This window comes from Pseudomonas sp. PvP001, assembly GCF_040546375.1.
Lineage (GTDB): Bacteria > Pseudomonadota > Gammaproteobacteria > Pseudomonadales > Pseudomonadaceae > Aquipseudomonas > Aquipseudomonas coleopterorum.
In genome coordinates this window covers 396,888-409,891 of record NZ_JBEPNQ010000001.1, presented here as the reverse complement: position 1 = coordinate 409,891, position 13,004 = coordinate 396,888, and the positions used below count along the sequence as shown (strand labels likewise).

Sequence of the window (13,004 nt, the reverse complement as noted above, 5' to 3'; positions counted from 1 at the left end):
CTTACCCTAGAACGAGGATTCCCATGCGCCTGATTCGCATGCTGTTGGTTTCTGCCCTGGCCCTGTCCAGCCTGTCGGTGCATGCCGACCAGAAGGACGTTGCGCGCTTGACGCAACTGCTGGAAAAGTCCCAGACGTTGACCGCCCGCTTTTCCCAGCTGACCCTTGACGGCAGCGGTACCCAGTTGCAGGAAACCGCTGGGGAGATGGCCCTGCAGCGCCCTGGCCTGTTCAACTGGCACACCGATGCGCCCCAGGAACAGCTGATGGTTTCCGACGGCAAGAAAGTCTCGCTGTGGGACCCGGACCTGGAACAGGTCACCATCAAGAATCTCGACCAGCGCCTGACCCAGACCCCGGCACTGCTGTTGTCCGGTGACGTGTCCAAGATCAGCCAGAGCTTCGACATCAGCGCCAAGGAAGCCGGTGACGTGATCGATTTCGTGCTCAAGCCCAAAACGCGTGACACCTTGTTCGACTCGCTGCGCCTGTCGTTCCGCAAGGGCATGATCAACGACATGCAGCTGATCGACAGCGTTGGCCAGCGCACCAATATCCTGTTCATGAACGTCAAGGCCAACGAGCCGATCGCTGCCAGCAAGTTCAAGTTCGACATCCCCAAAGGGGCGGACGTGATCCAGGAATAATTCGAGGTCGATTGCCAGCCCATGGACCTGTTTCGCAGCGATCCCATCGCCCAGCCGCTGGCTGCCCGCCTGCGCGCAAGCAACCTGGACGAATATGTCGGCCAGGAGCATCTGCTCGCCCGTGGCAAGCCATTGCGCGAAGCGTTGGAGCAGGGCGCCCTGCACTCGATGATCTTCTGGGGTCCGCCGGGCGTGGGCAAGACCACCCTGGCGCGGCTCCTGGCGAAGGTCTCGGACGCGCACTTCGAAACCGTCTCGGCGGTGCTGGCCGGGGTCAAGGAGATTCGCCAGGCGGTCGAGGTGGCCAAGCAGCAGGCCGGTCAGTATGGCCGTCGCACGATTCTGTTCGTCGACGAAGTGCATCGCTTCAACAAGTCCCAGCAGGATGCCTTTTTGCCCTATGTGGAAGACGGCACGTTGATCTTCATCGGTGCCACCACCGAGAACCCTTCCTTCGAGCTCAATAACGCGTTGCTCTCGCGGGCTCGTGTGTACGTGCTCAAGAGCCTGGACGAGGCGGCCCTGCGGCGTCTGGTCGATCGCGCGCTGAATGAGGAGCGGGGTTTGGGCAAGCGTCGACTGCGCCTGGGTGACGAAGCCTTCGCCATGCTCATGGCGGCCGCCGACGGTGATGGGCGCCGCGTGCTCAACCTGCTGGAGAACGCGTCGGACCTTGCCGAAGACGGTGAGGAAATCGGCACCGAACTGTTGCAGAGCCTGCTGGGCGACACCCGTCGGCGTTTCGACAAGGGCGGCGAGGCGTTCTACGACCAGATTTCGGCCCTGCACAAGTCGGTGCGCGGCTCCAATCCGGATGCGTCGCTGTACTGGTTCGCGCGCATGCTCGACGGTGGGTGCGACCCGCTCTACCTGGCGCGACGCGTGGTGCGCATGGCCAGCGAGGACATCGGCAATGCCGATCCGCGCGCGTTGCCCCTGTGTCTGTCGGCGTGGGACGTGCAGGAGCGCCTGGGCAGTCCGGAGGGCGAGTTGGCCGTGGCCCAGGCGATCGTCTACCTGGCGTGCGCGCCCAAGAGCAATGCTGTGTACATGGGCTTCAAGGCGGCCATGCGCGAAGCAGCCGAGCACGGTTCCCTCGAAGTGCCGCTGCACCTGCGTAACGCCCCGACCAAGTTGATGAAGCAGCTGGGCTATGGCGACGAGTACCGCTATGCCCACGATGAGCCCGACGCCTACGCGGCCGGCGAGGACTATTTCCCCGAACAACTGAGCCCGCGCCATTACTACCGACCTGTGCCCCGCGGCCTGGAATTGAAGATCGGCGAGAAGCTCAAGCACCTGTCCAACCTGGACGACAACAGCCCACGACGGCGGAGAAACGAGTGATCCCAACCATCATCGCGGTCTCGCTGGGTGGGGTGGTCGGCACCTTGCTGCGGCTGTTTACCGCCACCTACATCAATGCGAACTGGCCACGCCTGTTCTATACCGGTACGCTGGCCGTCAATATCGTCGGCTGCCTGATCATCGGCTACCTGTACGGCCTGTTCATGATTCGCCCGGACATTCCGGTCGAAATCCGTTCAGGACTGATGGTGGGGTTCGTGGGCGGCCTGACCACCTTTTCCTCATTTTCGCTGGACACCGTGCGCTTGCTCGAAAGCGGCCAGGGACTGGTTGCCATGGGCTACTGCGCAGTGAGCGTATTCGGCGGCCTGCTGGCCACCTGGGCCGGCCTGGCACTGACTAAAATCTGACCAATACTGATAAACGAGAGACCGACATGCTCGATTCCAAACTGTTACGTAGCCAGCTTCAGGACGTAGCGGATCGCCTTGCCAGCCGTGGCTATGTCCTGGATGTGGCACGCATCGAGGCGCTGGAAGCCCAGCGCAAGACCGTGCAGACCCGCACCGAGCAACTGCAGGCCGAACGCAACGCGCTGTCCAAGTCCATTGGGCAGGTCATGAAGAGCGGCGGCGACGTCGACGCGTTGAAGGCGCAGGTCGAGTCCATCGCCGAGGAATTGGGCCGCGGCAAGGTCGAGCTGGAGCAATTGCAGGGTGAGCTGGACGGTATCGCCCTGGGCATTCCCAACCTGCCCCACGAATCGGTCCCGGTTGGCGAAGACGAAGACGGCAACGTCGAAGTCCGTCGCTGGGGTACGCCTGCCACCTTCGACTTCCCGGTGCAGGACCACGTCGCGCTGGGTGGCAAGACCGGTGGCCTGGATTTCGAAACGGCGGCCAAGCTGTCCGGCGCGCGCTTTGCCATCATGCGCGGCCCGATCGCTCGCCTGCACCGTGCCCTGGCGCAGTTCATGATCAACCTGCATGTCAGCGAGCATGGCTACGAAGAAGCCTACACCCCGTACCTGGTCCAGGCACCGGCCTTGCAGGGCACCGGCCAGTTGCCCAAGTTCGAGGAAGACCTGTTCAAGATCAGCCGTGACGGCGAGGCCGATCTGTATCTGATTCCAACGGCTGAAGTGTCGCTGACCAACATCGTGGCCGGCGAGATCCTCGACGTCAAACAGCTGCCCCTCAAGTTCGTTGCCCATACGCCGTGCTTCCGCAGCGAAGCCGGTGCGTCGGGGCGCGACACCCGTGGCATGATCCGCCAGCACCAGTTCGACAAGGTCGAGATGGTCCAGGTGGTCGAGCCGTCCAAGTCCATGGAAGCGCTGGAAAGCCTGACTGCGAACGCCGAACGGGTGTTGCAGGCCCTGGAGCTGCCGTACCGCGTCCTGGCGCTGTGCACCGGCGACATGGGTTTCAGCGCCGTGAAGACCTACGACCTGGAAGTCTGGGTGCCGAGCCAGGACAAGTACCGCGAGATTTCCTCGTGTTCCAACACCGGTGATTTCCAGGCGCGCCGCATGCAGGCCCGCTTCCGCAATCCGGAAACCGGCAAGCCTGAATTGGTGCACACCTTGAACGGCTCGGGCCTGGCGGTCGGTCGTACCCTGGTGGCGGTGCTGGAAAACTATCAGCAGGCCGACGGCAGCATCCGCGTGCCCGAGGTTCTCAAGCCTTACATGGGCGGCCTCGAGGTCATCGGCTAAATGGAGTTCCTACCGCTTTTCCACAAACTGCGCGACAGCCAGGTCCTGGTGGTGGGCGGGGGCGAGATCGCCCTGCGCAAGTCGCGCCTGCTGGCCGAGGCGGGCGCGGTGCTGCGCGTGGTCGCGCCGAGCATCGATCCGCAACTGGCCGAGCTGGTACGCGGCAGCGGCGGACAGATGCTCGACCGAGGCTACCTGAGCCACGATCTGGACGGCTGTCAGCTGGTGATTGCCGCCACCGACGACGAACCGCTCAACGCCCAGGTGTCGGCCGACGCCCGCGCGCGCTGCGTTCCGGTCAACGTGGTCGACGCCCCGGCGCTGTGCACGGTGATCTTTCCAGCCATCGTCGATCGCTCGCCGTTGGTGGTGGCGGTCTCCAGTGGGGGGGACGCGCCCGTGCTGGCCCGTCTGATCCGCGCCAAGCTGGAAACCTGGATTCCTTCGACCTATGGCGAGCTGGCCGGCCTGGCCGCGCGCTTTCGGCAGAAGGTCAAGGCGTTGTACCCGGACGTCACGCAGCGCCGTGCGTTCTGGGAGGAAGTGTTCCAGGGCCCGATCGCCGACCGTCAACTGGCCGGGCAGGGCGCCGAGGCCGAGCGCATGCTGCAGGCCAAGGTCGACGGCGCGCCACCCCATGCACCCGGTGAGGTCTACCTGGTGGGCGCTGGGCCTGGCGATCCGGACCTGCTGACCTTCCGCGCGCTGCGCTTGATGCAGCAGGCCGACGTGGTGCTGTACGACCGCCTGGTCGCGCCGGCGATTCTCGATTTGTGCCGCCGCGACGCCGAGCGTGTGTACGTCGGCAAGCGTCGCGCCGAGCACGCCCTGCCGCAGGAACAGATCAACCAGCAGTTGGTGGCGCTGGCCCAGCAGGGCAAGCGTGTGTTGCGCCTCAAAGGCGGCGACCCGTTCATCTTCGGTCGTGGCGGTGAAGAGATCGAAGAGCTTGCCGCTCACGGTATTCCCTTCCAGGTGGTGCCCGGCATCACTGCGGCCAGTGGCTGTGCGGCCTATGCCGGGATTCCGCTGACCCACCGCGACTATGCGCAATCGGTGCGCTTCGTCACCGGGCACCTCAAGAACAACACCACCGACCTGCCCTGGCACGATCTGGTGTCACCGGGGCAGACGCTGGTGTTCTACATGGGCCTGATCGGTTTGCCGATCATCTGTGAAGAGTTGATTCGCCACGGGCGTGGCGCGGACACACCGGCGGCGTTGATCCAGCAGGGCACCACGGTGAACCAGCGGGTGTTCACTGGCACTCTGGCGGATCTGCCACGCATGGTTGCCGAGCATGAGGTGCACGCTCCGACCTTGGTGATCGTGGGTGAAGTGGTGGTTCTGCGGGAAAAACTCGCCTGGTTCGACGGCGCGCAATACCGCTGAGCAGGGGCTGCCGATCAACGCCGGCGCACGCCGGCGATGATCGGTGTGCCGCTGTGCGGATCACGCAACAGCTCGCACTTCACGCCGTATAGCCGTTCGATCAATGCCGAGTTCACCACCTCTGCCGGTGGGCCTTCGGCAACGATCCGCCCATCGTGCATGGCCACCAGATGATCGGCGTAGCGGCAGGCGCTGGAAATGTCGTGCACCACCATGACCACGGTCTTGCCGGCGGCGGCGAGGTCGCGGATCAGTTCGAACACTTCTATCTGATGGCCCAGATCCAGGGCAGACGTCGGCTCGTCCAGCAGTAGCAGGGGCGTGGCCTGGGCGATCGCCATGGCGATCCAGGCGCGTTGCCGCTGGCCGCCGGACATCGACTCCAGGGGGCGGTCGGCCAGCGCTTGCAGGTCGGCGGCCGCCAGCGCGGCCTCGACGATACGCTGGTCGTGCTCGGACCACTGGCGCAGCGGGCCCTGATGGGGTTGGCGACCGAAGCGAATCAGCTCCCGGACCGTCAAACCATCGGGCGCCGAGGCGTCCTGAGGCAACAGGGCCAGGCGCTGGGCGACCTGCCGGGTCGGCAGGCGGGCGATGTCCCGACCGTCGAGCACCACCGCGCCGTGGGTAGTCTTGTGCAGCCGACAGAGCCCGGCGAGCAGGGTCGACTTGCCGCATCCATTGGGGCCGACGATGGCGGTGACCTGATGGCTGGGGACGTCCAGGGACAGGCGCTCGATCACGGATGTGCGGCCATAGCCCAGGCTCAGGTCCCGCGCGTTCAGGCGGGCAGGTTCAGCGTTGGCATCCAGCAGGGCCGGGTCCAGACTCATGGGGTGCTCCGTACGGATTGGCGGATCAGAATCCACAGCAGATAGGGGCCGCCGACGACGGCGGTGACGATGCCCACCGGGATTTCCACCGGCGCCAGGACGGTGCGGCCACTCCAGTCGGCGCAGACCATGAGCAGGGCGCCGGCCAGCCCGGCATTGACGACGGCCACGCCGCGGTGCCCGGACAGGTAGCGCGCCATCTCCGGCGCGGCCAGCGCGATCAGTCCGACCGGCCCGACCACGGCCACGGCCAGGCCGGTCAGCAGGACCGTCAGGGCCAGGGTCAGCAGGCGCACCCGTGCTACGTCGATGCCCAGGCCGCGGGCCACGCTGTCGTTGAAGCGCAGGGTGGCCAGTGCCCGGTTCAGTCCTTTCGCGCAGGGAATTGCCAGCAGCAACGCAATGCCCAGCAGCTGCACCGCCAGCCATGGTCGGCCGCTGAGGCTGCCGACGGTCCAGGGGTAGGCCTGGTTGGCGCTGTCGAGGTCGGTGCGCGCGAGCATCAGGTTGGTCAGCGCGCCGAACACCGCCCCAACGCCAATGCCCACGACGATGAACCGATACCCCCGTGCGCCGCTGCCACCGGCCAGGCCGAAGGCCAGCGCGGCGGCGGTCATGGCGCCGATCAGTGCCAAGGCGGGGGGTGCGAGGCTGGTGGGCACGGCCACGATGGAGGCGACGGCGAACGCCGTGGCACCGTCGTCGATGCCAATCACGCCGGGGGTGGCCAGGCGATTGCGCGCCAGCGTCTGCAACAGGCAGCCGGCGATGCCCAGTGCGGCGCCGGTGAACAGCCCGGCCAGCAGTCGCTCCAGCCGCAGTTCGCGGACCAGGAAAAACTGCATCGGCTCACCGACCCCGAACAGGGCGCGCACTGCGGTGATGGCGTCGATGTCGGCTGAACCGCTGGCCAGACTTAGCGCGCCGGCCAGCACCAAGGCCAGGCTCAGGGTCAGGCCTGCCAGGCAGGCGCGCCGGTCGACCAGCACCGACCAGTTGCCGCTGCTCAGCAGCCAGTGGCCTGGAGGGATCGAGCGCTTCACAGGCGCGGCATCCGCTGTCCGCGAACCACGGCGATCAGAATCGGCGCGCCGATGAACGCGGTGATGACCCCGATGGGCAGTTCGTAGGGGCGCACGGTCAGGCGCGAAATGATGTCGGCGCTGATCAGTACGCAGGGGCCGAGCAACAAGGCCGGTAACAAGGTGCGGCGGATGTCCGGCCCGACCAGGCGGCGTGCCATGAACGGCACGATCAGGCCGACGAAGCCGATTGGCCCCGCCGCCGCAGTGGCCGTACCCACCAGTATCGCCACGGCAACCAGGGCCCATAAACCGGTCAATTGCGGATGGTGGCCTAGCCCGGCGGCCACGCGCTCGCCCAAGGCCAGGCTGGCCAGTGGCCGGATTGCCGGTAGCAACAGCAGCAATCCGCCGATCACACCGGGCAGGCTCCAGAGCAGGGTGTCGCCGGAGCGACCGGCGAGGGCGCCGATGACCCAGAAGCGGATCTCGTCGGCACTGCGCTGATCGTGCAGCAGGATCAGCGAAGTCAAGGCCGCCAGCAGGCTGCTGAACGCCGCGCCTGCCAGTACCAGCCGGACCGGGTCGTCGCCCAGGCTGCCGACGCGGCTGACCAGCAGCACCAGCGCACAGCCCACCAGCGCGCCGGCGACCGCAACGCCGAGGTTGACCGTCGCCGAGCTCGCGCCCAGGGCGACTGCGATCACCACGGCCAGCGAAGCACCGGCACTGACGCCGAGCATGCCGGGCTCCGCCAGGGGGTTGCGCGTGGTCGCCTGCAGCACGATGCCCGCCGCACCAGCGCGGCACCGACCAGCAGGCCGAGCAGGGTTCGCGACCAACGCAGCTGGAACAGCACGAAGCGCTCCTCGCTGCTGCCCTGGCCCAACAAGGTGGACAGCGCACGCCAGGGCCCGGTGTCGCCGGCCCCCAACAGCAGGCTCGCCAGCATGACGAGCGCCAGCAGGGCGGCACACCGATACACCCTCCAGCGGTAGCGGTTGACCAGGGTTGGCGCGGGCAGGGTGTGGTTCATGAACAGAACCGGGCTCAGGGCGCGAGGATGCGCTGCAGGTCGTCCAGCACCTTGTGTGCGGCCAATGGCCCCGAGCCGCTGGCCCAGACCTGACCGTCGACGGTCGCCACGTGGTTCTGCCGCACGGCGTGCAGGCGCGTGAACGCCGGTTGCTGGCGCGCCGCCTCCAGGGCGCTGGCACCGTCGGCGTTCAGGCTGGCGACGAACAGCCAGTCGGCGTCGATCCGGCTCAGGTTTTCCAGGCTGAGGACATCGCTGTGCGGCCCTTTCAGGCCGTTGGCCAGTTCGGTGGTCTGCAATCCGACCTTGTGCAGCATCTGCCCGACGAAGATCCGGCCGGACATGGCGATCGGGCCTTGTGGGTTCCAGCGCACCACAGAGACTCGCTGTTCGGCGGGCAGACGCGCCTTGAGCTCGGCGGCGCGCTGGTCGATGGCGGCGAGTACCTGCTGCCCTTGCGCCTGACGATCCAGAGCCAGCGCGTAGAACGCGGTGGTGGCCTGCCAGTCGTTCATGCTCGAGTTCTTCGACGCCACGGTCGGCGCGATGCGGCTATAGGTGGCGAACAATTCCTGACTGACGCCGGCGGGCGCCAGGATCAGGTCGGGCGCCAGCTTGAGGATCGCCTCCAGATTCGGCGCCCGCGCCGTACCGACGATCTGCGGCTGGCCGGCGCGTTCCTGCAGGTAGGCCGAGACCTGATCGCTGCCGCGGGTCGAAACGGTACCCACCGGTTGCACGCCAACCGCCAGCGCGGCGTCCAGGCTGCTCTCGTCGAGGGTGATCACCCGGGTCGGCGAGCCTTGCAGGGTGACGGGCCCATAGGGCGTGTCGAGGGTGCGTGGTGCGGCCAGCGCCCAGGTGCTGGCGAACAGGGTGCAGAGCGCGAGGCAAAGGGGCTTGAGCATGGTTCAGACTCCTCTTAGAACGAGGTGGTGACGGACGCGAAGTAGGCGCGTCCGGGTTCGTTGTAGGTCTGGGCGCCGGCCGAACTGGCGCCGCCTTCACGGTACTGGCGCTTGTCGAACAGGTTGTTCACACCGACCCGCACACTCAAATGTTCGTTGAACGCATAGCCGCTGCTCAGCCCGGCAATCGCGTAGGGAGCGACGTCTTTTTGGGCCAGGTCGTCGTAGACCGCACCGGTACGGGTATTGAGCGATGGCGCTTCCTGCTTGCCGAACCAGGTAGCATTGGCCTGGAACGACAGTTTTTCGCTGGCCTGCCAGTCCAGAGTGGTATTGAGGGTGTACTTGGGGATCACGCTGAGCGGCTCCCCGGTATCACGGTTCTCGGACTCGATCATGTAGGTCAGGTTGGTGTTCCAGTCCAGCTCGGGGGTGAGGGTGATGAACAGGTTGCCTTCCACGCCCTCGACCACCGCCTTGCCCGAGTTCTCCCATTGCAGCACGCGAGCGCCGCTGTTCAGGCGGTAGAGCGGGTCGATCCCGCCGACGATCTTGTTCTTGTAGTCATTGCGGAAGTAGGTCGCGCTGGTGCGCCAGGTGCCCTTGTCGTAAGCCAGCCCCAGCTCCTTGTTGACGCTGATTTCGGGCACCAGGTTTTCATTGCCCACCAGGTAGCAGCCGCCGTTGTTGGTCTGGGCGATGCTGCAACCCTGGCCACGGCTGTACAGCAGGTAGTTGGGGTTGGACTGGTAGAGGTTGGGCGCCTTGTAGGCACGCGCGATGCCGCCCTTGAGGGTCAGATCGTCGGTCAGCTTGTGCGAGGCGTTCAGGCTGGGGCTGAAGTTGTCACCGAAGGTCTCGTGGTGGTCGTAGCGCAAGCCGGGAGTGACGATGGTATCGGGCGTCGCCTCGATGTTGTCTTCCACGAACACGGCGAAACTGCGCGCGGTGATCTTGTCGGTGCTGCGGTCCACGCCCAGGGCGCCTGCGGCACCGCCATTGCCGTCGAACGATTGCGAACTTAGGGCGCCAGGGTCGCTCATCGACTCGTACAGGTACTCACCGCCCAGGGTGAGGACCTGTTCTGCGCCCCAGCTCAGGGGCAGGTTGATCTCGCTCGCCGCGCGGGTGTTGCGCAACCGTGATTCGAAACGTCCGGAGCCGTTGGGCGCGCCCTCCGGGCCACCGGCGAGGCCTTCGCGCAGGCGGTTGTTGCGGGTGAAGTCATAGGTCAGGGAAGACTGGCTGCTGCCCCACTCATAGTCGCCGTGGTGGGTGATGCCGAAGCTCGAGCGGTGCAGTACGTTGCTCTCCTTGCCCAGCTGGCTGTTGACGAAGTCGCTGCCGACGTTGTTCATCGTGTCACCGGTGTAGATATTGCCCTGGCGACTGTAGCTGGCTTCCAGGTCCACGGTGTTCTCGGGGTCGAGCTTCCAGCTCAGCAGGCCGTTGACGTCCTTGTTGCGTACGCCTTCGCGACCGGCGACCAGCGAGCCGGGATCGGCCTGGTGGCTGCTGTTGATGTTGGCGTCGTCGGCATCGGTCTTGTTCGCGCTGCCATACACACGGAAGATCAGATCATCGGTCAGCGGTCCGCTGAGGTTGAAGTTGGCCCGCTTGCCGCCACCCTCGGCGCTGTCTTCGGGTTGCAGGGCGTAGACGGTCATCGACCCGTGCAATTCGTCGGTCGGCCGTTTGGTGATGATGTTGACCACGCCGCCCATGGCCCCGGAGCCATAGCGCGCTGCGGCCGGACCCCGGAGGATCTCGACGCGTTCGACTTCCTCGGCCGGTACCCAGTTGGTTTCGCCACGGGTGTCGCGGTCGCCGTTCCAGCCGTAGCGCACGGCATTGCGCGACGAGGACGGTTTGCCGTCGATGAGGATCAGGGTGTTCTCCGGACCCATGCCGCGCAGGTCGATCTGGCGGTTGTTGCCGCGGTTGCCGCTGGCGCTGTTGCCGGTCAGGTTGACACCCGGCTCGCGACGAATGATTTCCGACAGGTCGTTGGTGGGCGGGCGCTTCTTGATGTCCTCGGCGGTGATGATCGACACCCCGGGTGCCTGCTTGAGCTCCTGCGCGGCGGTTCCCAGAATCCGGGTTTCCTCCAGCTGTAATGCCTGCTCGCTGCCATCCACGGGCAGGTCGGTAGGTTGCACCGGAATGCCTTGGGAATTGGTGGATGCCGATTCGGCAAAGGTCGGGGGTGCAAGCGCGGCCAGCAAGGCAACGGACAGGTGGCTCAGGTTCAAGCGCATCGGGGCTCTCCAGCAATTCAGTGGCGTGACGAGAGCGACCGGGAAGGGAAAGAGCTATGGAGCAGCCAGGGTCCGGAGCGCTCGACACGAGGTGCGAGCGCAGATGATAGGTGTTCTCATTTGAGAGTAAAGCGCATTTACAATCTATGCAGTTTGTCTGTAACTAGATGTAAATGACGCTGCAAAGCGCTTGATCGAGGCTTCGACGATGTGGTTGCCGACACACCGGTTGCACCGATAATCGCTGCCGCGTCTATTTTGGAATGGGTTGAACGTCCTGAATCACGGCATTGCCACGCCTGACCAGCACAAAGCTGTCACCCATCTGCACCCATTGGCTGTCGATATCGGGTTGCTTGAGGCCGGCGGCTTTCCAGCCCGTGAAGGCCGATTCAGGGAGGGCATAGTTGGGCGGAACACGGTCGCCCTTGCCCAGCGAAACCATCTGCGCACCGGTGCCGGGCGCTTGCAGGACTTCGATGGCGAAGGTGGCGGTCGACGCAGCCGACAACAGTGCGCCCGTGATGCACAGCGAAGCGAATAGGGTGCGGCTCATCGGCAGAGCTCCTGAATAAGTGGCGGTGAGCCATTGTCGCCCCATTCGCCACGCACGGCCAGTGCGCAGCGAGGGAGCACGGGTCAGTCTCGAGCCAGGGCCAGGGCAACGCCTTGGCCACCACCGATGCACAGGGTTGCCAGACCCTTGCTGGCGTCGCGGCGCAGCATCTCGTGCAGCAAGGTCACCAGGACCCGGCAACCCGAAGCACCGATCGGGTGACCCAGGGCTATGGCACCGCCATTGACGTTGACCTTGCTCGCGTCCCACTCCAGGACCTGGCCCACCGACAGCGCCTGGGCGGCAAAGGCTTCGTTGGCCTCGATCAGGTCCAGTTGATCCAGGCTCCAGCCGGCCTTTTCCAGGCAGCGGCGCGTCGCCGACACCGGGGCGATGCCCATCACCGCCGGATCCACGCCGGCATTGGCGTAGGCGGCGATGCGCGCAAGCACCGGCAGGCCCAGCGCTTGCGCCTTGGCTGCGCTCATCACCAGGACCGCGGCGGCGCCGTCGTTGAGCGACGACGCATTGCCAGCCGTGACGCTGCCATCGGGCTTGAAGGCGGGTTTGAGCTTGCCCAGACTTTGCGCGGTGGTGCCGGCGCGGGGCTGCTCGTCGATCGCGAAGGGCAGGGGTTCGCCCTTGCGCTGAGGAACGTCGATGGGCGTGATCTCGGCGGTGAAGCGACCTGCCTCGATGGCCGCCACGGCCTTTTGCTGGGACTGCGCCGCGGAGGCATCCTGCGCTTCTCGGCTGATGCTGTACTGTTCGGCGAGGTTTTCCGCGGTGATGCCCATGTGGTAGTCGTTGAAGGCATCCCACAGGCCGTCCTTGATCATGCTGTCGACCAGGGGTGCGTTGCCCATGCGCAGCCCGGTGCGGGCCGCTGGCAATACGTAGGGCGCCAGGCTCATGTTTTCCATGCCACCGGCAATCACCACCTCGGCGTCGCCGCAACGAATGGCCTGGGTCGCCAGGTGCACGGCCTTGAGCCCCGAACCGCAGACCTTGTTCAGGGTCATGGCCGGTACCGCGCTGGGCAGGCCGGCAAACAGGGTCGCCTGACGCGCCGGGTTCTGCCCGGCACCGGCCGTGAGCACCTGCCCCAGAATCACTTCGTCGACCTGCGACGGATCCAGGCCGGTCTGTGCAAGCAGTCGGCGAATCACCGCGGCGCCCAGCTCGACGGCGGGCACGCTCGCCAGTGAACCCTGGAAACTGCCTACGGCAGTGCGTGTGGCGGCAACGATAACGACGTCTTGCATGGAGGAGTCCTCGGTAGGTGGGCCGGTGGCCTTGTTCTTGTGGGGCGCGGACAGCGCACGAC

General features: G+C 65.8%; 11 protein-coding genes and 1 pseudogene. 5 read left to right on the top strand and 7 right to left on the bottom strand.

Annotated elements, in window-relative coordinates:
* Positions 1 to 23 precede the first annotated feature (23 nt).
* Genes lolA through cysG form a run of 5 tightly spaced genes read left to right on the top strand, consistent with a single transcriptional unit; the run spans position 24 to position 5,064 of the window.
* On the top strand, positions 24 to 647 hold the full coding sequence (gene lolA, locus ABMD26_RS01785; RefSeq protein WP_049860108.1) for an outer membrane lipoprotein periplasmic chaperone LolA: 624 nt from the start codon (positions 24 to 26) through the stop codon (positions 645 to 647).
* A gap of 21 nt (positions 648 to 668) precedes the next feature.
* Positions 669 to 1,994 (top strand): replication-associated recombination protein A, encoded by a 1,326-nt coding sequence (locus ABMD26_RS01780; RefSeq protein ID WP_122742046.1) that lies wholly within the window; start codon positions 669 to 671, stop codon positions 1,992 to 1,994.
* Positions 1,991 to 2,365 carry a fluoride efflux transporter CrcB gene (gene crcB / locus ABMD26_RS01775; protein ID WP_049860110.1) on the top strand — a complete coding sequence of 125 codons (375 nt, stop codon included), beginning with the start codon at positions 1,991 to 1,993 and terminating at the stop codon, positions 2,363 to 2,365. The genes ABMD26_RS01780 and crcB overlap by 4 nt, the downstream gene beginning before the upstream one ends.
* 26 nt (positions 2,366 to 2,391) lie before the next feature.
* Complete coding sequence (gene serS, locus ABMD26_RS01770; RefSeq protein ID WP_049860111.1) at positions 2,392 to 3,672, top strand: serine--tRNA ligase; 1,281 nt, start codon at positions 2,392 to 2,394, stop codon at positions 3,670 to 3,672.
* Positions 3,673 to 5,064, top strand: a complete 1,392-nt coding sequence (cysG, locus tag ABMD26_RS01765; protein WP_354307182.1) for a siroheme synthase CysG — start codon at positions 3,673 to 3,675, stop codon at positions 5,062 to 5,064.
* A 14-nt stretch (positions 5,065 to 5,078) separates the two neighbouring features.
* On the opposite strand, the gene ABMD26_RS01760 is transcribed toward cysG, so the two are convergent.
* From ABMD26_RS01760 to ABMD26_RS01730, 7 genes and pseudogenes are all read right to left on the bottom strand, one after another.
* Entirely contained in the window at positions 5,079 to 5,897 is an 819-nt protein-coding gene (locus tag ABMD26_RS01760; protein ID WP_354307180.1) for an ABC transporter ATP-binding protein, read from the bottom strand.
* Complete coding sequence (locus ABMD26_RS01755) at positions 5,894 to 6,940, bottom strand: FecCD family ABC transporter permease (protein ID WP_354307178.1); 1,047 nt, start codon at positions 6,938 to 6,940, stop codon at positions 5,894 to 5,896. The genes ABMD26_RS01760 and ABMD26_RS01755 overlap by 4 nt, the downstream gene beginning before the upstream one ends.
* Positions 6,937 to 7,871: pseudogene (locus ABMD26_RS01750) on the bottom strand (FecCD family ABC transporter permease). The gene ABMD26_RS01755 and the pseudogene ABMD26_RS01750 overlap by 4 nt, the downstream one beginning before the upstream one ends.
* A 98-nt stretch (positions 7,872 to 7,969) precedes the next feature.
* On the bottom strand, positions 7,970 to 8,863 hold the full coding sequence (locus ABMD26_RS01745; protein ID WP_134722173.1) for an ABC transporter substrate-binding protein: 894 nt from the start codon (positions 8,861 to 8,863) through the stop codon (positions 7,970 to 7,972).
* A gap of 14 nt (positions 8,864 to 8,877) precedes the next feature.
* Positions 8,878 to 11,121, bottom strand: coding sequence for a FepA family TonB-dependent siderophore receptor (locus tag ABMD26_RS01740; protein WP_354307175.1), 2,244 nt, complete (start codon positions 11,119 to 11,121; stop codon positions 8,878 to 8,880).
* Between the two features lie 253 nt (positions 11,122 to 11,374).
* On the bottom strand, positions 11,375 to 11,677 hold the full coding sequence (locus tag ABMD26_RS01735; protein WP_354307173.1) for an RcnB family protein: 303 nt from the start codon (positions 11,675 to 11,677) through the stop codon (positions 11,375 to 11,377).
* Positions 11,678 to 11,760: 83 nt separating this feature from the next.
* Positions 11,761 to 12,942, bottom strand: coding sequence for an acetyl-CoA C-acetyltransferase (locus tag ABMD26_RS01730; RefSeq protein ID WP_354307172.1), 1,182 nt, complete (start codon positions 12,940 to 12,942; stop codon positions 11,761 to 11,763).
* Between the last annotated feature and the right edge of the window lie 62 nt (positions 12,943 to 13,004).

Coding starts and splice junctions, on each gene's coding strand:
- serS (WP_049860111.1), top strand. CDS start 2,392: ATGCTCGATTCCAAACTGTTACGTAGCCAGCTTCAGGACGTAGCGGAT.
- ABMD26_RS01780 (WP_122742046.1), top strand. CDS start 669: ATGGACCTGTTTCGCAGCGATCCCATCGCCCAGCCGCTGGCTGCCCGC.
- lolA (WP_049860108.1), top strand. CDS start 24: ATGCGCCTGATTCGCATGCTGTTGGTTTCTGCCCTGGCCCTGTCCAGC.
- cysG (WP_354307182.1), top strand. CDS start 3,673: ATGGAGTTCCTACCGCTTTTCCACAAACTGCGCGACAGCCAGGTCCTG.
- ABMD26_RS01730 (WP_354307172.1), bottom strand. CDS start 12,942: ATGCAAGACGTCGTTATCGTTGCCGCCACACGCACTGCCGTAGGCAGT.
- ABMD26_RS01740 (WP_354307175.1), bottom strand. CDS start 11,121: ATGCGCTTGAACCTGAGCCACCTGTCCGTTGCCTTGCTGGCCGCGCTT.
- ABMD26_RS01735 (WP_354307173.1), bottom strand. CDS start 11,677: ATGAGCCGCACCCTATTCGCTTCGCTGTGCATCACGGGCGCACTGTTG.
- ABMD26_RS01745 (WP_134722173.1), bottom strand. CDS start 8,863: ATGCTCAAGCCCCTTTGCCTCGCGCTCTGCACCCTGTTCGCCAGCACC.
- ABMD26_RS01760 (WP_354307180.1), bottom strand. CDS start 5,897: ATGAGTCTGGACCCGGCCCTGCTGGATGCCAACGCTGAACCTGCCCGC.